At 59.3% G+C, this 19602-nt stretch carries 19 protein-coding genes; 8 read left to right on the forward strand and 11 right to left on the reverse strand.

Annotation, left to right across the window (positions count from 1 at the left end; translation table 11 throughout):
* Positions 1–69 precede the first annotated feature (69 nt).
* The 3 genes from purM to CORAM0001_RS09100 form a co-directional block, all read right to left on the reverse strand.
* On the reverse strand, positions 70–1134 hold the full coding sequence (purM, locus tag CORAM0001_RS09090; RefSeq protein WP_040361793.1) for a phosphoribosylformylglycinamidine cyclo-ligase: 1065 nt from the start codon (positions 1132–1134) through the stop codon (positions 70–72).
* A gap of 158 nt (positions 1135–1292) precedes the next feature.
* Positions 1293–2861: an amidophosphoribosyltransferase gene (gene purF / locus CORAM0001_RS09095; RefSeq protein ID WP_005511603.1), complete on the reverse strand. Its 1569-nt coding sequence runs from the start codon at positions 2859–2861 to the stop codon at positions 1293–1295.
* A 50-nt stretch (positions 2862–2911) separates the two neighbouring features.
* Positions 2912–3352 carry a sterol carrier family protein gene (locus CORAM0001_RS09100; protein ID WP_005511583.1) on the reverse strand — a complete coding sequence of 147 codons (441 nt, stop codon included), beginning with the start codon at positions 3350–3352 and terminating at the stop codon, positions 2912–2914.
* A 29-nt stretch (positions 3353–3381) separates the two neighbouring features.
* Here CORAM0001_RS09100 and CORAM0001_RS09105 point away from each other — a divergent pair, with 29 nt between their 5' ends.
* Entirely contained in the window at positions 3382–4389 is a 1008-nt protein-coding gene (locus CORAM0001_RS09105; protein WP_005511604.1) for an acyl-CoA thioesterase, read from the forward strand.
* Here CORAM0001_RS09105 and CORAM0001_RS09110 read toward each other — a convergent pair.
* A complete protein-coding gene (locus tag CORAM0001_RS09110) occupies positions 4386–5093 on the reverse strand; it encodes a hypothetical protein (protein ID WP_005511551.1) in 708 nt (235 codons plus the stop codon). The genes CORAM0001_RS09105 and CORAM0001_RS09110 overlap by 4 nt on opposite strands.
* Before the next feature lie 119 nt (positions 5094–5212).
* Here CORAM0001_RS09110 and CORAM0001_RS09115 point away from each other — a divergent pair, with 119 nt between their 5' ends.
* Positions 5213–6151 (forward strand): hypothetical protein, encoded by a 939-nt coding sequence (locus tag CORAM0001_RS09115; protein ID WP_005511559.1) that lies wholly within the window; start codon positions 5213–5215, stop codon positions 6149–6151.
* A 6-nt stretch (positions 6152–6157) separates the two neighbouring features.
* Here CORAM0001_RS09115 and CORAM0001_RS09120 read toward each other — a convergent pair whose 3' ends face one another.
* From CORAM0001_RS09120 to CORAM0001_RS09140, 5 genes are all read right to left on the reverse strand, one after another.
* Positions 6158–6649: a glutathione peroxidase gene (locus CORAM0001_RS09120; RefSeq protein ID WP_040361796.1), complete on the reverse strand. Its 492-nt coding sequence runs from the start codon at positions 6647–6649 to the stop codon at positions 6158–6160.
* A 46-nt stretch (positions 6650–6695) separates the two neighbouring features.
* Positions 6696–7505 carry a polysaccharide deacetylase family protein gene (locus CORAM0001_RS09125; RefSeq protein WP_244262049.1) on the reverse strand — a complete coding sequence of 270 codons (810 nt, stop codon included), beginning with the start codon at positions 7503–7505 and terminating at the stop codon, positions 6696–6698.
* A gap of 132 nt (positions 7506–7637) precedes the next feature.
* The gene (gene bluB, locus CORAM0001_RS09130; RefSeq protein ID WP_005511581.1) at positions 7638–8309 is read right to left on the reverse strand and encodes a 5,6-dimethylbenzimidazole synthase; all 672 of its coding nucleotides are present in this window, start codon (positions 8307–8309) and stop codon (positions 7638–7640) included.
* Between the two features lie 4 nt (positions 8310–8313).
* Complete coding sequence (locus CORAM0001_RS09135; RefSeq protein ID WP_371326296.1) at positions 8314–10533, reverse strand: S9 family peptidase; 2220 nt, start codon at positions 10531–10533, stop codon at positions 8314–8316.
* Positions 10534–10538: 5 nt separating this feature from the next.
* Positions 10539–11432 (reverse strand): phosphoribosylaminoimidazolesuccinocarboxamide synthase, encoded by an 894-nt coding sequence (locus CORAM0001_RS09140; RefSeq protein ID WP_005511593.1) that lies wholly within the window; start codon positions 11430–11432, stop codon positions 10539–10541.
* A gap of 296 nt (positions 11433–11728) precedes the next feature.
* Between CORAM0001_RS09140 and CORAM0001_RS09145 the strand changes: the two genes are divergently transcribed.
* The 6 genes from CORAM0001_RS09145 to CORAM0001_RS09170 all read left to right on the forward strand — a co-directional run bounded on the left by CORAM0001_RS09145 (position 11729) and on the right by CORAM0001_RS09170 (position 18082).
* Complete coding sequence (locus CORAM0001_RS09145) at positions 11729–13051, forward strand: acetyl-CoA C-acetyltransferase (protein ID WP_005511552.1); 1323 nt, start codon at positions 11729–11731, stop codon at positions 13049–13051.
* A 47-nt stretch (positions 13052–13098) separates the two neighbouring features.
* The gene (locus CORAM0001_RS09150) at positions 13099–14457 is read left to right on the forward strand and encodes a 3-oxoacyl-ACP reductase (RefSeq protein ID WP_005511582.1); all 1359 of its coding nucleotides are present in this window, start codon (positions 13099–13101) and stop codon (positions 14455–14457) included.
* A 53-nt stretch (positions 14458–14510) separates the two neighbouring features.
* The gene (locus CORAM0001_RS09155) at positions 14511–15473 is read left to right on the forward strand and encodes a MaoC/PaaZ C-terminal domain-containing protein (protein ID WP_005511560.1); all 963 of its coding nucleotides are present in this window, start codon (positions 14511–14513) and stop codon (positions 15471–15473) included.
* Positions 15474–15828: 355 nt separating this feature from the next.
* Positions 15829–16293, forward strand: a complete 465-nt coding sequence (gene nrdI, locus CORAM0001_RS09160; RefSeq protein WP_081451123.1) for a class Ib ribonucleoside-diphosphate reductase assembly flavoprotein NrdI — start codon at positions 15829–15831, stop codon at positions 16291–16293.
* On the forward strand, positions 16290–17294 hold the full coding sequence (gene nrdF, locus CORAM0001_RS09165; protein ID WP_005511555.1) for a class 1b ribonucleoside-diphosphate reductase subunit beta: 1005 nt from the start codon (positions 16290–16292) through the stop codon (positions 17292–17294). Before nrdI ends, nrdF begins: the two co-directional genes overlap by 4 nt.
* A gap of 74 nt (positions 17295–17368) precedes the next feature.
* Positions 17369–18082, forward strand: a complete 714-nt coding sequence (locus CORAM0001_RS09170; RefSeq protein WP_005511597.1) for a VOC family protein — start codon at positions 17369–17371, stop codon at positions 18080–18082.
* 2 nt (positions 18083–18084) lie between these two features.
* Here CORAM0001_RS09170 and CORAM0001_RS11105 read toward each other — a convergent pair whose 3' ends face one another.
* A complete protein-coding gene (locus tag CORAM0001_RS11105) occupies positions 18085–18270 on the reverse strand; it encodes a hypothetical protein (RefSeq protein ID WP_005511602.1) in 186 nt (61 codons plus the stop codon).
* Between the two features lie 251 nt (positions 18271–18521).
* Positions 18522–19451, reverse strand: a complete 930-nt coding sequence (locus CORAM0001_RS09175; protein WP_005511598.1) for an alpha/beta hydrolase — start codon at positions 19449–19451, stop codon at positions 18522–18524.
* Between the last annotated feature and the right edge of the window lie 151 nt (positions 19452–19602).

Here is a 19602-nt window from a genome sequence, read left to right on the forward strand (position 1 = left end):
CGGCTCGAAAGTGTCATAAACTCGCACAGTTTCACATTTGCAGCCCAACTGTAGGCTGCGGGCCGACGCTTAGAAGCGCGGGTGGCTGCCGCGCAAAACAGCCCCATCCTCGCCGGCCTCGCTCTTGCGGACAGTACCCAGCTCCCAAGCGTTGATGTGGCGGGCAGTCAGCAGAGCCAGTGCACGATCGCGGTCCTCTGCGGAAACAATCGCAACCATGCCAACACCCATGTTGAAGGTCTTCTCCATCTCCTCGCGGGAGACGTTGCCGAGCTCAGCAATGGTCTTGAAGATCGGGCCCGGGGTCCATGTTGCGCGGCTCATGTCAGCGGTCAGGCCTTCCGGCATGATGCGAACCATGTTGCCAGCCAATCCGCCACCGGTGACGTGGCAGAAAGTGCGAACCTCTGCCTCGTTCATGAGAGCCAGGCAGTCCTTCGCATAAATCTTGGTTGGCTCCAGCAGCTCCTCACCGAGGGTACGCCCGAAGTCCTCGACGTAACCGTCGAGCTCCAGACCGGCCTTCTCCAGGAGAACGTAGCGAGCCAGCGAGTAGCCGTTGGAGTGAAGTCCAGAGGACTCCATGGCGATAATGACATCGCCCTCACGCACGCGGTCCGGGCCGAGAAGCTTGTCCTCTTCCACGACACCGACGCCGGTAGCGGAGACATCGTACTCGTCTGGTTCCATCACACCCGGGTGCTCTGCAGTCTCGCCGCCCAGGAGGGCGCAACCCGCCTGGACGCATCCCTCGGCGATGCCGGAAACGATCTCGGCGACGTGCTCCGGCACGACCTTGCCAATTGCGATGTAGTCCTGCAGGAACAGCGGCTCGGCGCCGCACACAACCAGGTCATCGACGACCATGGCGACCAGGTCCAGGCCGATGGTGTCGTGCTTGCCGACGGCCTGCGCCACGGCCAACTTGGTCCCCACACCATCGGAGGATGCGGCCAGCAGCGGCTTTTCGTAGTTGCCCAGTGCAAACAGGCCGGCAAAACCGCCGAGCCCGCCACGGACCTCTGGGCGAGTGGCCTTCTTGGCAATCGGGGCGAATAGTTCAACGGCGCGGTCGCCGGCTTCGATGTCGACGCCGGCTGCAGCGTAGGAAGCACCAGAAACGTTCTCGGTCATTAGAGGCTCTCGCTTTAAACTTTCTCCCCCGGGCGGCGTTACTGCCGTATCCGGGAGTATTGGCGGACCGGGAACAAAGCAACGGCTGCAATCCACAGCACCGCTTGCGCTTCGTTCTCGGTTCAGTTCTCGTAGTTCATTCTAAGGAGGTTTCGAGGCTAATTGCTCGTTGCGGCTTTGGCAGCCTGGGCTGCCTGCATCCTCTCCACAGCTGCCGCATTCGGATTGCCCTCCGGCAGCCCCAGCGGGTACTTGCCATCGAAGCAGGCACAACAGACTTCGGTCTTTGCCTGCTCGGAAGCGGCAACCATGCCATCGATGGAGACAAATCCCAGGCTGTCGGCGCCAATCGCGGTTGCGATACCGGCGACGATGTCATTTTCATCCACACCGTTGGCCAACAGCTCGCCCGGAGAGGCGAAGTCAATACCGTAGAAGCACGGCCATTTCACCGGCGGTGCGGCGATGCGCACGTGCACTTCCTTCGCACCAGCCTCACGCAGCATGCGAATCAGGGCACGCTGAGTGTTGCCGCGGACGATGGAGTCATCGACCACGACCAAGCGCTTACCGGCGATAACTTCCTTCAGCGGGTTCAGCTTCAGTCGAATGCCCAACTGACGAATCGTCTGCGAAGGCTGAATGAAGGTACGGCCCACGTAACCGTTTTTGGTCAGCCCCTGACCAAACGGAATGCCCGATTCCTGGGCGTAGCCAACAGCGGCCGGGGTACCGGATTCCGGAACCGGCATCACCAGGTCACCGTCAGCCGGGAACTCACGGGCCAACTGGCGGCCCAGCTCAAGACGTACAGCGTTGACGGAGCGACCACGGATGTTGGAGTCCGGGCGCGCCAGGTAGACGTACTCAAAAATGCATCCAGCGTGGGTGGTCTCGGCAAAACGCTGCGAACGCACACCGGAAGCATCAATGGCCACCATCTCGCCTGGCTCGATTTCGCGGACGAACGATGCACCGACGATATCCAGCGCGCAAGTCTCGGATGCGACTACCCAGCCACCGGACAGGCGGCCCAGGCACAGCGGGCGCACACCGTATGGGTCACGCGCGGCGTACAGCGTCTCGCCATCGGTGAAAGTAAGACAGAAAGCGCCCTTCAGGCGTGGCAGCAGTGCCATCGCGGCCGCTTCTACATTGGTGCTGCAGCCGTAATCTTCGGGGTGGTCAATCTTGCCGGTTTCGTCGGCAAGCAAAGTGGTCATGATTGCGGAGTCACTGGGCAGCTCGCCCTCGTCGCGCATCAGGCCTTTTTCCACCGCCTCATGGAACAGCGTGAGGTGGTTGGTCAGGTTGCCGTTGTGCCCCAGCGCGATGTCCGTGCCGTCGGAGGCCATCTGGAACATCGGCTGTGCATTCTCCCACGCAGGAGCTCCAGCGGTGGTGTAGCGCGTGTGCCCCACCGCTACGTGCCCCTTCAGAGCGTCGAGCGTCTGCTCATCAAAGACCTGGGAAACAAGGCCCAGGTCCTTGAATACGAGAATTTGGTCGCCGTCGCCGACTGCGATACCGGCGGCTTCCTGGCCGCGATGCTGCAGGGCAAACAGGCCATAGTAGGTGAGTTTGGACACGTCTTCGCCAGGTGCCCAAACGCCAAAAACGCCACATTCTTCGCGCGGGGATGTCTCCCCCAGATCGTCGTAAGGCGAAATTGGCAAAAGTTTGGTCTTTGGTGCACCTGAAATGTTGGTATCGGCCACAACATTCACACTAATAGCCCCACCCGCCCGGGCACCAATTCAGCATCCCCCCACGGGTTTTAAGAAATGCGCGCCACCGGCAGATGATTCCCGATTTCCGCCGCGCGCGTGCCCGACATATCGATGTGCGCCTGCACCTGCTCTAACGTGATCATTCCGCACGCGAGTCCCAGCCAAATCTCCGGCGACATCTCCACGACATTGGGCGGCGTACCGCGTGTGTGCCTGGGCCCCTCAATGCACTGGACCGCGACGAAGGGCGGCACGCGCACCTCGACGCTATGCCCCGGCGCCTCTTGGGCGAGCATCCGAACGGACAGACGCACTGCTTTGGCGAGGCTCGCACGGCTTAACGACGGCCCCTGGTCCCCATCCGGCCCGGTGAAGGAGGCAGCCTCTTGGTCAGATAGCAATTCGCGACCGAGAAGACGTTGCGCCGCCCAGGGTGCGGCGGTGGAAAGAGCACTGCGAACGTCGAAAGGCGAGATTTTGGATACCATAACCTCATCCTAGAGTTATGCTTTCATATATGGATACGCAGTCAACTGAAAAAGCTGAACAGGTGCATGCTCCAGCGTCACCATCTCTTGTACTCCGTTTTATGGCGTCGCCGACCGATGTCATTATGGCCGGAACCAATTCCGTCCACGGCGGCCGTGTGTTGCAGTGGATTGACAAGGCCGCTTACGCCTGTGCGACCGGCTGGTCGGGACGCTACTGCGTGACTGCGTACTTCGGTCACATTCACTTCACTCGCCCGATTCCCAGCGGCCACATTGTTGAGGTGCGCTCCAAGATTGCGCATACCGGTCGCAGTTCTATGCACATCGTCAACGAGGTGCTCTCAGCTGACCCGCGCGAGGGCAAGTTCACCCGCGCAGCTGACTGCCTGGTGATTTTCGTGGCCATGGATGAAAACGGTAAGTCGACTCCGGTTCCGAAGTGGGTCCCGCAAACGGAGGAAGAAGAGCGTGTTGAAAAGGCCGCTCTTTCCCGTTTTGAGCTCCGCCGCGACATCGAGGCAAGCATGCGCGCGCAAACGTACTCTGCGGATTCCTCTGCACCCGAATTGACCACCCGCTTCCTGGCTAAGCCGACGGATGTCAACTGGGGCGGTAACGTCCACGGTGGTACCGCCATGGAGTGGATTGATGAGGCTGCGACGGCAGTTACCACGAACTGGGCGGGACGCCAGACTATTTCCGTGTACGCCGGTGGCATTCGCTTCTACAATCCGATTCACATTGGCGACCTGGTTGAGGTGCGTGCGCGCATCCTGCGCACCGGCACGACCTCGATGCACCTGTCGGTGCAGGTCTACTGCTGCGAGCCTCGCAAGGGTGTCGGCGGGCTGCGCAAGGCTCTGCACTCGACCATGACTTATGTCGCAATTGACGACGATTTCAACCCGCAGCCGGTGCCGCACTTCCAGCCGACCACGGATGAGGACAAGCGTCTGCACGCCCACGATCTGTCACTGAAAGCGTTGCGCGACAAGTACAGCCCGCTGCCTCTGATTGAGCACGAAGAGGATTAAGCCACCTGGCCGCTCGACTTCTTGTTCTTCCACCAAATGGATAGGAACATCCAGCCAATCAGCGCGAAGGTGATGTAGGTGACGTACCTGTCAATCGTCTGCAGGGAGCCCTGGATACTCGGGCCGAAGGTCAGCCCCAAGTACAGGTAGAAGCACTTGAGCATCGCGGCGCAGAGGAAGAGGTACACGCCCACTACCCAGCCGCGTGCCTTCGCAATACCGCCAATTGCCACCACAATCGTGGCCGGAATCGGCGAGAACGGCACAAACGATGCCAGTACACTCAGCCCGATGCGTTCATAGATGAAGTTCTCCATCTTCTTAAACCATCGCGGTGGGTGTCCGCCGAAACTCATCGTGATGAATTCCGGCCCCCACTTCTTGCCCATCCAATAGAAGAACGGCATGAACTTGATGGTCGACAGCGCCGCAATCACTACAACAGCGAAGAGGAAGAGCGGCCGGTCCTCGTTTTCCGACGCGAGAATCAGCACCGACAGATTCGAGCCTGTCAGCCACGTATGCAAAAACGTGTACTTGAGCAACAAAACCGCGCGAAACGGAATGATTGCAAAGCCGTACACGGCAACAAGCATCAGCGATGCATAGAGAATCTTGTCTATTTTGTCCGGCTCACGCAGGAAGCTCGGCAGATCCTCACGAGGGTCTCGCTCGGCCTCGTTACGCATGTCGGATGAAGTCATGAACCACAGTTTAACTGCACGCTCCTTCCACAGCAGGAGCCACGGGCGATGCCATTACGTACGGTTTCAGGCACACTCGCCAAGGACGAGCGCAACACCTCCTACTATCCTGGGAAGATATGACCACCGATTCACCCGCGCCTGTGCCCGCACAGCAGCCTCACGCAGCACGGTCTGAGTCTTCCTCACCATCGCTTGACGACGGCCAGGAGAACGCATCCTCACCGAGCATGCTGCAACGTGTTCGCGCCACTATCCCGCCTGTGTCCATCCTGGTACTGACGGCGGTATTCCTCTTCGCCGGGTGGTTCACGCTCTTCGGTCCTATCAATGTTCTGGCTTGGCGTGGTGGCACGTTCCCCCGCACCGAGGCAGACCGCCCCTACTATCAGCAGGCTCTGAAGGATGTTGCGCGCTATCAGTACGAGGAGCAGCCCTCCCCTGAGGTTTACTTCGGCCTGGCGTGTGGCGCTACCGATGCCGACATCCGCAGCGTTATCCCCAAGGTCGGCGAGCACCCGAATTCAGACGCAGACCCAACCGCTGATGAAGATGCCGTCGCTGCCGCTGCTGCTACCAGGCCGGGTTCTGCACACGCGGCTGCGAACCAGACATCGAAGCTGAATCCAAACCTTGACGCATTCGGAGACACGGTCGACTGCTCCGGTTCCTGGACTGCACCATTCTTGTCATTCCTGCTCGCGTCCGCGGGTGTTCCGGTCTTTGATACGCCCGAGAATTCGGCTGCCACAACCGAGAACCCATGGCTGGTTACGGATGTCGAACAGCTCATGGATGCCTACAAGGCACATGATGCTTTCGTCACCGACAAGGACTTCTCTCCTCAGGTGGGTGACATAGTTTTCTACCGCTACCCCGCAGGCCTTGGGGTGCACGCCAACATGGTTGTCGCGGTTCAGGGTGACTGGGTCACCATCGGTGGCGATGAGCTTGGCAAGGTCGGTCTAGCTAGCATGACCCTGCGCAACCGAGGTGGCATCGTGGGCTACGGCGCCACGGGCTACTTCGAGCAAGCACCGCTGGACGCCACCAAATAGCCAAGTTTAAATAGGCAGATTTTCCTCGATGAGGCCGCGCAGAGCGTCGTCGTCAGGCGAGACCTTGGAGCGGAAACGGCCGATGACCTCCCCTTCGGGCGAGATAACGAACTTTTCGAAGTTCCACTTCACGTCCCCAGCCTCGCCGTCGGCGTCCGGGGTTTCCTTCAGCAGCTTGTACAGTGGGTGAGCGCTGTCGCCGTTGACCTCCGTCTTTTGGAAGAGCGGGAAGGTAACACCGAATTCGCGCTGGCAGAACTGCTTGATTTCCTCGGCACTGCCGGGCTCTTGCCCACCGAACTGGTTGCAGGGGAAGCCGAGGACGAAGAAGCCGCGGGGTGCGAGTTCGTCGAAAAGTCCTTGCAGATCGTCGTACTGATCCGTGAAACCGCACTCCGAGGCGGTGTTGACGATAAGCAGAACGTGGCCTGCCCAGTCGCTCATCGTTGCTTCGTTGCCGTCGATGGTGGTTACTGGGATGTCGAAGAGATTGCTCATAAACCCCACACTAGGGCAGTCCCACGATAGCCGTCAGAGGTGACGACTAGCCGACCTGCTCCATGCCTTCAAAGAGCTCGCGGCCCAGCGGCACCGAAGAGTGGTTGACCGGCTGCGCACCACCATCGACCGCCTGGTCAATGATGTCGACAACATCCTGGCGCAGCTTGTGCTCCCGCAGTTTCGAAGCGTTAACGGAGATGCGCACTGCGCGGCCCTTCCCCAGCGAGCGCTGCACCGAGGAGCGCACCGCACGGCGCCACCAACCAGCGCCGCCGAAGCCCTCGCCGATAGCCAGCACGCGAGTTGGATCAACAGCACCAGTGGTCAGGTCGCGGACCCCATTTCGGTCCGCTGCAACACGGAAGCCCAGCTCCGGCAGCACGTTCATGGTCTCTGGCGACATGGTCCACTTCGGCGGCGCAAACACATCCGTCTCAAAACCCATCGCACGCATCTGGCGCGTTGCGGCAGTCAGACGCAAGCGCGCTTCATGTTCGCTTAACGACGCAAATTCCGCGCCTCGACCTCGAACCGACTGATCGAACCCCGCGAGAACAATCTCGATGCCGTCATCGCTACGACGGCGGAGCCAATCCAGCACCGCCGGAGCTTCCCGCAACGACCAGTTCTTACCCGCATGCGGCGCTACCAGCAGAGACGGCGTAATATCGCGCTGTTCCATCGCTGCCACGAAACGAGCGACATCGAGCAATGTGCCATCGCGCAAACCCGACACCGACACCAAAAGCGGCGAACCGACCACACCACCGTCAACAGTTACGAGCTCTTTGCCCGCTGGACGAACGACCTGGTCGGTCGTCCGAATCTGTTCTTGCACCCCACTGCCTGCCATGGATTCAACAAAAACAGGCGTATGTAAATTTTTGGTAACAGAGAGGACAAAGCTTGGAGAATACTCAAAAGCCTTTCAGGTAAGGGGCATATAGGGAACAGCGTGAGCGTAATTGTGCGTCTGCTGCACGGCTTATCCCCAGTGCACAACCTCATCGAGCGCCAAGCCCTTGCGCCAACCGAACTTCTCCAAGTCACGCTCCGCTGCCAGGTGCGTTACCGGACCAATGCACAGCCAGGCCACCGGGCGCACGGGTGTCTCGACACCGACAAAGTCGGCCAGGAAATCCTCATGGTAGAAACTGACCCAGCCGACGCCGAGCCCCTCTGCCGTAGCGGCCAGCCACAAATTCTGAATAGCCAGCGCGACTGACATGAGCCCGGTGTCATCGACAGTGTCGCGGCCGAGAATATTCTTGCCGCCACGGGTCGGATCATAGGTGACGACGATGCCCGTTCCCGAGTCCACAATTCCTTCAATCTGAATCGGATTGAAAGTCTCGCGCCGCTCGCCTTCGAGTTTGGCTGCGAATTCAGCGCGGCGTCCGGCTACGTGGTCGGCAAACTGCTGCAGGCGAGCCGAATCCTGAATGATGTGAAAGTCCCATGGTTGGGACAGACCCACCGAAGGAGCGGCGTGAGCGGCCGCCAACACGCGCATCAATCGCTCCCTGTCCAACACTTCTCCGGCGAATTCGCGGCGGACATCCCGCCGCCGAAAAAGCGTGTGGTAGACGGCCAACTGATCGTCGGAAAGCGAATCGGTGTCAAAACCCTGCGCGGACAGCAGCGTGCGCATATCCATGGCGTTACTCCACCGCACCAGCAGTGTGGACGATCCAGGCGTACTCGAAGGCAGTCTGACGCCAGCGTTCGTAACGGCCGGAAACACCACCGTGACCAGCGGACATCTCGGTCTTGAGCAGGAACTGGCCCGGCTCGCCGCCGACAACCTCGCGCAGCTTGGCGATCCACTTTGCCGGCTCCACGTAGAGCACGCGAGTGTCGTTCAAACTAGTAATCGCGAGAATCTTCGGGTACTTCACATCGGCCGAGATGTTCTCGTACGGCGCGTAGGAGGCCATGTAGTCGTAGACCTCCGGGTCGTGGTACGGATCGCCCCACTCATCCCACTCCACCACGGTCAGCGGCAGCTCTGGCATCAGCATGGACGTCAGGCAGTCGACAAACGGGACCACGGCCTGAATGCCCGCGAACCTATCGCCAGCAATGTTTGCGACCACACCCATCAGCATGCCGCCCGCTGAACCGCCGAGCGCTACCAACTGCTCGCGCGTGGTCCAACCAGAATCCAGCAGGTAGTCAGCGACGGCGACGAAGTCAGTGAATGTGTTCTTCTTCGTGGTTGCGCGACCGTTCTCCCACCAGCCACGGCCCATCTCGCCGCCACCGCGGACGTGTGCAATGACAAAAATCATCCCACGATCCAGCAGCGACAGCCGGGCGATGGAAAAGCCCGGATCCATCGAGGCTTCATAGGAACCGTAGCCGTAGAGCAGCGTCGGATTCGGCGCATCCAAATCCAAATCCGCGCGGTGAATAATCGACACCGGAATCTGGGCGCCATCGCTTGCACTCACCCATTCACGCTTGGCGACGTAGTCACCGCGATTAAACTCCCCGCGAATCTTCTGCTCCTTGAGCAGCACCCGCTTGCCCGAGGCAATATCAATCTGCCAGAGCTGCGACGGCGTGGTGAAGGAGCCGTAGGCGTAGCGCAACACCGGGGTGTCCCATTCAGCGTTGCCGGTAGTGCCTGCGGAGTAGAGCTCTTCGTCGAATTCGAGCTCGACGAAGTTCACAGCGGAGGCTGGCACTGGGTCGGCAGCATCGCCCGTCTCAGCGGGGCCAGCACCATCCTCGTCCTGCGCCAATACCGCCAGCGCCACACGACCAATACCGCCGCGACGGTATCCAAACGCGATGTGCCCAGCGAAGCAGTCAACGCCCTCGACACGGACGTCATCGCGGTGAGCAACCAGCTCAGTGAGATCCGAAATACTGTCGAAAGACCCCACCGGCATCATGGCCAGTGCGAAGTTCGAGCCAGTCATATTGTGTGTAATCAGCCACATATCCTGGCCCCTGATGACGGCGTGGTCGATGTCGTATTCAACACCGGACTCGCGCGGGCGCACGCAGGTGAACTCACTGGTCGGGTCACTGGCGTCCAGGTACCAAACCTCGGAGGTAATCTTCGAGGAGCTCTCAATAATCAGGTACTTTTCGCTGCGTACCGTACCGACTCCGACCCAGTAGGCCTCATCGGGCTCATGGAAGACACAGACGTCATCCTCGGTGGAGGTGCCCACGCGGTGACGCCACACGGAATCCGGCCGCCAGGCTTCGTCGACCTTCTGATAGAAGATCCATTCCGAGCCAACCCAGGTAGCACCTGCGGCGATGCCCGCAATTTCGTCGTCAAGCAGTTCGCCCGTGCGCAAATCCTTTACACGCAGCGTGTAGCGCTCGTCGCCTGTGACGTCGGTGGAGTAGGCCAGCAGATTGCCGTCCGCGGAGACGCTCGCTGCGCCGAGGGCGAAGAAGTCGTGGCCTTCGGCCAGCTCGTTGGCATCCAGGATGACCTGTTCTCCTGGTGCCGGGGAGTCGTCCGCAATGGTCGGTGGCGTCCACGCGGCAAGACCGTCACCGGCCTCCGCGCGCACGCGACAGCTCATCCCGTAAGACTTGCCCTCCTGCGTGCGTGAGTAGTACCACCAGCCATTAAGGCGAGTTGGGACCGACATGTCGGTCTCCTGCACACGCGACTTGATTTCCTTAAAAATCGCGTCCGCGGTGCCATCAAGATCGGAGGTAAAAGCCTCCGTATAGGCATTTTCAGCCTCTAGGTATTCGATAACCTCGGGGTTTTCCTTATCGCGGAGCCACTCGAAGTTATCGGTGAAGTCCCTTCCGTGGAAGGACCGAGTCACCGGCTTCCGTTGTGCACGGGGTGCGGGCAAATCCTTTTTTGCAGGCTTGCCGACGGATGCCGAGTCCAAGGTCACTTCGCTCACGCAGGTTCTCCTATCCAGTCCGAGAAGCGGCGGCCCGACAGTCGTTCGTAGGCCTCGACGTACCGCTCGCGAGTTGCTTCCACAACACTACCCGGCAGCGCCGGCGGCGGAGTGCCCTCGTCCTTCTTCCAGCCGGACTTGGAGCAGGTCAGCCAGTTTCGGACGTACTGCTTGTCGAAGCTCGGGTTAACCGAACCCTCCTGGTAGGAGTCGGCTGGCCAGTAGCGGGAGGAGTCCGGGGTGAGAACCTCGTCGGCCAGCACCAGGTTGCCGTCGGAGTCGAGACCGAACTCGAACTTGGTGTCAGCCAGGATGATGCCGCGCTTAGCAGCCAGTTCAGCAGCCTGGGTGTAGATACGCAGGGTGGCATCGCGCAGTTCTTCGGCACGCTTCTGCCCCAGGGACTCCACAACGGCGTCGAAGGAGACATTCTCGTCGTGCTCGCCCAGTTCGGCCTTGGTGGCCGGGGTGAAAACCGGTTCTGGCAACTTGGAGCCCTCGACGAGGCCCTCTGGCAGCTCAATGCCGCAGACAGTGCCGTTTTCCTTGTACTCGACGAGACCCGAGCCGGTTAGGTAGCCACGTGCGACACACTCGAATGGCAGCATGTCCAGCTTCTTGCACACCAGCGCACGGCCGAGGCACTCTTCCGGAATGCGCTCATCGTCAGCCGGGCCAGCCATATGGTTCGGAAAGTCGATCTCGTCGAAGAAGAACACGCTCATCGCGGTGAGCACTCGACCCTTGTCAGGAATCGGGGTCTCCAGAATGTGGTCGAAGGCAGAAATACGGTCACTGACCACAAGCAGTAGAGTCTCAGGGTCAATCTCGTAGATTTCCCGGACCTTGCCCGCGGAAAGATGGTTATACGAGGAAAGTTCAGGTCGCATGGCGATAAAGTCTAAACCCCTATACGCCTTTGCACTCTATTGATACCTCCGGCCACCACCCCAACTAGTGGGGATTGACGCAATTACCGTCGTCAAGCGGGAAAAATTTTGAGATTCCGGACTACTGCCCATCGAATTTTTCACAGGTAAACGACGGTGTTTATCCCTCACCGCCCCCGCTCGGTAGATGACTGGGCAAAAATATTTCTAAAAACGTGACAGAAAACACCGATACCAGTATTGTCTAAATTTAGTAATTCACGTCACACTTCAAGGATTTTGAAGGGAACAATCACATGGCAGCTCAGGCCAACAATAACTCTCTGCGCCGCGCAGTCGTCGTCGGCGGTAACCGCATTCCGTTCGCTCGTTCTAATAAGGAATACGCTAACGAGTCGAACCAGGACATGCTGACCGCTGCAATCGACGGTCTCGTCGCCCGCTTCGGTATCGGCGGCGAGCGCCTCGGTGCAGTCTCCGCCGGCGCTGTGCTGAAGCACTCCCGTGACTTTAACCTCACCCGCGAGTGTGTCCTCGGCTCCGCACTGGCGCCGGACACCCCGGCTTTCGACATTCAGATGGCATGTGCCACCGGCATGGAGGCTCTCAACTCTGTCTCCAACATGATTAAGCTGGGCCAGATTGACTCCGCTATCGCCGGCGGTGTGGACACCACCTCCGACGCTCCGATTGCTGTCAACGACCGTCTGCGCAAGATCCTGCTGGAGGCCAGCCGCCAGAAGTCCACTCTGGACATGGCAAAGGTCTTCCTGAAGGCCCGTCCGTCCGACCTGGCTCCGGATACTCCGTCGACCGGCGAGCCGCGCACTGGCCTGTCCATGGGTGAGCACCAGGCAATCACCACCGCCAAGTGGGGCGTTACCCGCGCTGAGCAGGACGAGCTGGCCGCCGCTTCCCACCAGAACATGGCAAACGCTTACGACGAGGGCTTCTTCACTGACCTCGTCACCCCGTACAAGGGTGTTTCCCGCGACACCAACATGCGCCCGGACTCCACCCCGGAGAAGCTGGCCAAGCTCAAGCCAGTCTTCGGCCGTGGCCTGGAAGCAGAGCCGACCATGACCGCCGGTAACTCCACTCCGCTTACCGACGGTGCCTCCGCCGTCCTCGTCTCCACCCCGGAGTGGGCCGCTGAGCGCGGTCTGCCGGTGCTTGCCGACGTCGTCGATTCCGAGGCAGCCGCAGTTGACTTCGTCCACGGTGACGAGGGCCTGCTGATGGCTCCGGCTTACGCCACCCCGCGACTGCTGGCCCGCAACGGCTGGACCTTCGACGACTTCGACTTCTTCGAGATCCACGAGGCCTTCGCCGGCACCGTCCTTTCCACCATGAAGGCATGGGAGGACGAGGAGTTCTGCCGCACCAAGCTCGGGCTGGAAGGCCCGCTGGGCTCCATCCCGCGCGAGAAGCTCAACGTCAAGGGCTCTTCCCTGGCAGCCGGCCACCCATTCGCCGCTACCGGCGGCCGCATTGTGGCAGCCCTCGCCAAGATGCTGCGTCAGAAGGCAAACGAGACCGGCAAGACCACTCGCGGCCTGATCTCCGTTTGTGCTGCGGGCGGCCAGGGTGTTGTCGCAGTTCTCGAGGCTCGCGTCTAATAGTGCACCACCGATAAAGACACTTTTACTTTCAAGGAGAATTTTCCATGACCGATAAGTACCAGGAACTCGTCAACGGTGGTCCACTCACTGGACTGGCCAAGGCCGCCGGCCTGCCACAGCCACCGTTCCTGCGCCGCCACAAGCCGGGCGGTCCGCTGCTGAACAACGACAAGGTGCTCGTCACCGGCGAGGGTGCAGATGCAGACGCAGTTGCAGCTCAGCTGACTGAGTGGGGCCTGCAGGTTCGTCGTGGCACAGCCGCTGACGACAAGATTGGCGCCATTGTCCTCGTCGCCACTGAGGCCAAGCGTCCGGCAGAACTGCAGGGCCCAGTGCTCGCTGCCGCAAAGCACATGCGCAAGCTGGACAAGGGCGGCCGCATCGTCACCGTCTCCCGCGCCAAGGATGCTCACCACAACGCAACCCCGGCCGAGATCGCCGAAAACGCTGTCGCCGGTGGTATCGAGGGCCTGATTCGCTCCCTCGGCCACGAGGTTCGTGGCGGCTCCACCGCCAACGGCATCCTCGTTGCTCCGGGTGTCTCGGTCACCGCACCGTCCGTCATCTCCTCCCTGCACTTCTTCCTCTCCGGCCGTTCCGCCTTCATCGACGGCCAGTTCCTCCGTGTCTCCTCTGACGCTGGTGAGATTCCGGCTGACTGGGATAAGCCGCTGGCCGGCAAGGTTGCCGCTGTCACCGGTTCCGCCCGTGGTATCGGTGCCGCTATCGCTCGCCAGCTCAAGGCTGACGGCGCAGAGGTCATCGTCATCGACGTCCCGCAGGCTGGCGAAGCTCTGTCCAAGGTCGCCAACGAGCTCGGTGGCCTGGCTCTGCAGCAGGACATCACTGCCGACGAAGCCGGCAACGCCATTGCCGATGCCGCTGTGGCCCGCTACGGTCGCCTGGACATCGTCATCCACAACGCAGGTATCACCCGCGACAAGATGTTCGCCAACATGGACGACGCCAAGTGGGGCTCGGTCATCGCCGTCAACATCGAGTCCCAGCTGAAGATGAACGAGCAGCTACTGAACCACAAGGCCTTCGAGAAGGCTCCGCGTATTGCCACCATGGCTTCCACCTCCGGTATCGCAGGTAACCGCGGTCAGACCAACTACGCCACCTCCAAGGCCGGCGTTATCGCAATGGTCGAGGCTTACGCTGAGGAGTTCGCTAAGCGCGGCGGCAACATCAACGCTGTTGCTCCGGGCTTCATCGAGACCGACATGACCGCTGCTATTCCGTTCGTCAACCGCCAGGTTGCTCGACGCGTGAACTCGCTGCAGCAGGGTGGCCAGCCAGGCGATGTCGCCCAGGCAATCGCCTTCCTGGTCTCCGACCGCGCTCTGGGCGTCAATGGCCACGTCCTGCGCGTCTGCGGTCAGAACATCGTCGGCGCCTAAGCGAAGTCGCGGCTTCCGCATAGGCTCCCGATAAGGAGGAAAGAGGAAAACTTATGGCTAAGACCCTGGATGCCGTTCCCAATCTGGTTCCGCTCTACGCCAAGGCAGCTGCTGGTTCGGCGAAGAAGCGCCCGAACTCCATCGAGATTAAAGTCGATGAGTTGGCCGTCAACGGTGTGACTGTAGACGCCGACCGTGACCAGGACTTCCGCGATGTCGTCGGCGCTCCGAAGTCCGAGCAGGCTTTCTTCGGCCACATCCACGCTCTGATTATGCCCATTCAGATGGAACTGATGGCTGCGGATGACTTCCCGCTGCCGATGATGGGCCTGGTCCACACCGAGAACACCTACCGCGAAATCTCGCCTGTCACGCTCGGCGGCAAGGTTGATATCTCGGTGAAGGTGGCAGCGTTCCGCGCTCACCGCTCGGGCACTGAGGTTGTTCTGGAGTCGACTGTTACATCGTCCACATCCGGCGCCACCTTGGTCGAGGAGCAGTCGGTGTACCTGGCCAAGGGCGTTCGCCTGAAGGATGCCGAGGGCTTCGAAGAGGTCCAGGCACAGCGTGAGGCCATCAAGTCCGGCGCCGAGACCATCAAGCGCGAGCAGTTCAAGGTCCCCTTCCCCACTGCTCAGTGGAAGCTGGCTGGCAACACCGGCCGCAAGTGGGCCAAGGTTTCCGGTGACTGGAACCCGATTCACATCACCTCTGTCTCCGCGAAGGCTCTGGGCATGCCGGCAGCGATTGCACACGGCATGTACACCGCCTCCCGCGCACTGGCTGAAGCACAGGTTCTGCCGGGTCAGTCGTACAAGTTCCAGATCTCCTTCGGTGCGCCGGTCGTTCTGCCGACCACCATCAACGTCGCACTCACCCACACCGGTGACGGTGCAGGTGCTGCTCACAACCTGACTGATAGCAGCTCCAACATCGGCCGTGCAGTCAACATCGTCGCGTGGGATCGCAAGAAGAAGCGTCCGCACTTCACCGGAAGTGTTCGCCCGCTGAAGTAGTTGATGCGAAAGCGCTGTAGAAAACGCCGCGCTTTGGAAAACCAGTCTCCTCATTGACTGGGCCTTTCCAAAGCGCGGCGTTTTTGTATTCCCTGTTTTCGCTTTTCCGAGGGCACCACTGGCATGCCCCCTCCGAGAAACACGGCATCCTCCCCCCCCCACCCCCGCCGGCAACCCCTGCACTTTCCCGCCTTGAAAATCAGCTACTGGGTTTTTCCGCCGTTAATGCAGAGCCGCGGCTTTACTTCGCAGTTGCATGACTAAGCACTTTCAGCCGCACGTAGGCAACGCCTTGTTGATATCCCATTCACTCTTCTATTTTATGTTCAATCCCTTGAACATAGGAGGTAATTGAGTGTCTTCATCGTCGAAGACGCCGCTGACTTTCACGGAACTCCCACCGGAGGAGTCACCCCGAATCGTGTACTTCTCCAGTGCTTCTGAAAACACTCACCGGTTCGTCCAAAAGCTGGCTCAACCAGCAGCACGCATCCCGTTACATCCGCGAAAAGACGGAATGATCCGCGTTTGCAGCCCATTTGTCCTGATCACACCGACTTACGGTGGCGGATGTCGGCGCCGCGCGGTGCCTAAGCAAGTCATCGCTTTTCTCAACGACGAAACCAACAGGAGTTTCATCCGCGGTGTCATCACCTCGGGCAACACAAATTTCGGCACCGACTTTTGCATAGCCGGAGCCATCATTTCTGCAAAATGCCAGGTCCCGGAGCTATACCACTACGAGTTACTGGGGACAGACCACGATGTGGAAAACGTCAGAGAGGGCCTGGAAAAATTCTGGAGGAGCGCTACTTCTTGAACATCTACAGCTATTCAACTACGCCACCGTCTTTTCGAAAGGACCCAGCTGCCCGCCTTCGGCCGATCAACTGGAACCGAGTGCAAGATGACAAAGACCTCGAAGTGTGGAATCGCCTGACAGCAAATTTTTGGCTGCCCGAAAAAGTCCCGCTGTCCAATGACCTTGCAGACTGGCGACGTCTTACCGATCTAGAACGCGAGCTAACCATGAAGGTCTTCACCGGACTGACCATGCTCGACACAGTCCAGGCGTCTGTTGGGGAGATTTCCCAAATTCAAGATGCCCGCACAGAACATGAAGAGGCCGTTTACACGAATATCGCTTTCATGCAGGCAGTACATGCAAAGTCCTATTCTTCAGTTTTTTCCACGTTGTCCAATACCCCTGACATCGACGCTGCCTACCAATGGGCAGTCACTAATGACATCCTGCAGGCTCGTTCAAAAGCTGTGCTCAAGCACTATTACGGCGACGTTCCACTCAAGCGAAAGGCGGCAGCAACGCTTCTTTCATCCTTCTCGCTCTACGCCGGTTTCTACCTTCCGCTGCACTTCGCATCACGAGGCATCCTGACCAACACCGCCGACATGGTGCGCCTAATCCTGCGCGACAAAGCTGTTCACGGCTATTACTCCGGCTACAAATTCCAGCGAGGCGTAGAAACCTATGACACCGCCACGCAAAGACAGATGAAGGCTTTCGTCTTCGAGCTTCTCGACGAGCTATACCAGCTCGAACTAAGGTACTCCGAAGCCCTATACCAACCACTCGGGCTATACGACGACGTTGCCAACTTCATTCGATACAACGCCAACAAAGCGCTCATGAACTTGGGGTACCCGCAGCGGTTTAACCATGATGAGACCGCCTTCAAACCCGAGATTCTCGCCGCCCTCACCCCGGGGTCAGATGAAAACCACGACTTTTTCTCCGGTTCCGGCTCCGCATATGTCATCGGAAAAGCCGAAGACACCGCAGATGAAGACTGGGATTTCTAAATCCGCGTCCTTCGTCGCTCATCCTAAGAGAGGAGCATTCGCGCGGTTAGGTGCTCGCCGTTAGGCTCGTTTTCATGACTGTTTCTATCTCGGCCGTGATCGCGCTTAACGACGACCCCCGCGCCGCTGCGCGGTTTTACGCCGAAGGTTTTAACTCCAACATCAAGTCCAACTCCACCACGCTCGCTATCGGCGGGATGAATCTCGAGCTCATTGAAGATGAGAACCGCCAGCTAACCCCCGCTGTGTCTTTTATGGTGCGCTTTGCCCCTGGTCAGGAAAACCAGCTGCGCAGACTGTGGGAGCATCTGATGGCGGGTGATGAAACCATCAGCGGTGGTGCCGCACTCATGCCTCTGACCAGCTACGATTTCTCGCCACTCTTTGGCTGGTTGGCCGACGGAAATGGGGTCAACTGGCAACTGATGGTTGATCCATCACCCGGCGAGGCTGAAAGCACGGACGCTGCCGCAAAGACAGCGAATCCAACCGTTATCCCCTACTTCATGTGGACTGGCGACGAACCACAGGCTGCCGCCGCCACCGAGGTCTACAACCAGCTTTTCGGGTCAGGGAATTTCATGACGCTCGACTCGCCGGGCATGCACAAGTTCACCTTTGGCGACGGTGTGGCGATGCGCATCTCCAGCGATTCTGCCAAAGAAATCGAAAGCGCCTACCAAGCACTCGGCCTGACAGACGCTGGGGTTGCCGAGGGCACGGATGCCGTCGTCAAGCCCGGAGTCCAGCCTCAGCCCGATCGATTCGGCGTGTACTGGACGCTCTAGCGTTACTTACGAGTAAGCGCGATTGTCGCGCCGACGACCAAGACCAGAAGCACCGCCCCCATAGAGAACCACATCATCTTCGAGGAGCCGTCATCCTCGTTTTCTTCGGTGGCCTTCGGATTCTGCTGGCTACTAGTCGGGGTTTCGCTACTTGGCGACTTGTGCGCGACCTGTTGCGATTCCCACAAATGAGCCCACGAGCACCAGCAACATGGAGATGGTGAACACGACCGCCGAGAGCTGTCTTCTTCTGATCATGTGGTCGGTTCCTTTTCTTCAAGCGTAAATCTGCAAGCGTAAAAAGAACGTTACATGACAAAAGTATGTCTGATTCTCAAGATAATGACTGGGCAGACACCAAAAAATTACGGGCTGCAAATGTGGTTGCGGGCTGCAAATGTGAAACTGTGTGAGTTTATGACCTATTAACCAGCTCCCCTTAGCGGGACTCCAACCACGCCAAAATATCGGCGTAGACCTCTTCCTTATTCAACTCGTTGAGAATCTCATGGCGACCATCCGGGTAGACCTTAAAGCGCACGTCCTTCTTGCCCGCGTTCAGGTATTTGCCCACGACCTCAGTCACACAGGCAGCGCCACCCGCCGGATCAACAGCACCGGAAACCACGAAAAGCGGCAGCTCAGCAGGCGCTTTCTCATAGGCTTCAGACGAATTCGCGTAGTGCGTGCCGACGAGAAGGTCGCGGAAAAAGGCATTGGTGGGAACGAAACCACACTTGTCGTCCGCAATATAAGCATCGACAATCTTGTGATCGCGGGTGAGCCAATCAAACTTAGTGCGGCGCTCAAAGCCCTTGTTGTAATCAGCAAAGGTGAGGGTGTTGAGCAGCTTGCCCGGCGCGGTAGGACGAATCTTAGCCAGCAGGTTTGCAACCTTCATTCCCGCATCGCCCTTAGCTCCTGGCCACGACACAGTGCCCATGATAATGACGCCGGTAAGCCCCTCGCCGTACTTGGCGATGTAGTTACGAGTCAGAAGCGACCCCATGGAGTGGCCGAGAATATAGTGCTTGCTGCCTGGGAATTCTGCATCAACGTACTGGCGCACTGCGTGGAGATCTTCGAGAATCAGGTTCCAGCCACCGTAGTCAGCGAAGTAGCCCGGGATGCCAGCATCCGTCTTGGTCATACCGTGGCCGCGATGGTCGTGCGCGACGACGGCATAGCCCTGGGATACGAGGTACTCGGCGAACTTGGCGTAGCGGTTGGCGTACTCGACCATGCCGTGGACAATCTGCACCACTCCCTTCGGAGTAATGGGCGCGCCCTTGTCATTTTCTGGAACCCAGCGCAACACATTCAATGTGGCACCTGGGCGAGAAAGCGAAGTCCTAACAGCCGATGTCACGTCGGGCACCTTTCGCGTAGAAGTTTCGATACTTATCGCTCATCGTACCGAGGAACTTGGCTGCTCACTGGTGCTTTCGCCAACAAACGAAGAAAAACTCTGCCACCAACGTGACAGAGTTTTCAAGGGATCTTACGTCCTTACGTTTTAC

It is taken from the genome of Corynebacterium amycolatum SK46, assembly GCF_000173655.1.
Taxonomy (GTDB): Bacteria; Actinomycetota; Actinomycetes; order Mycobacteriales; family Mycobacteriaceae; genus Corynebacterium; species Corynebacterium amycolatum_A.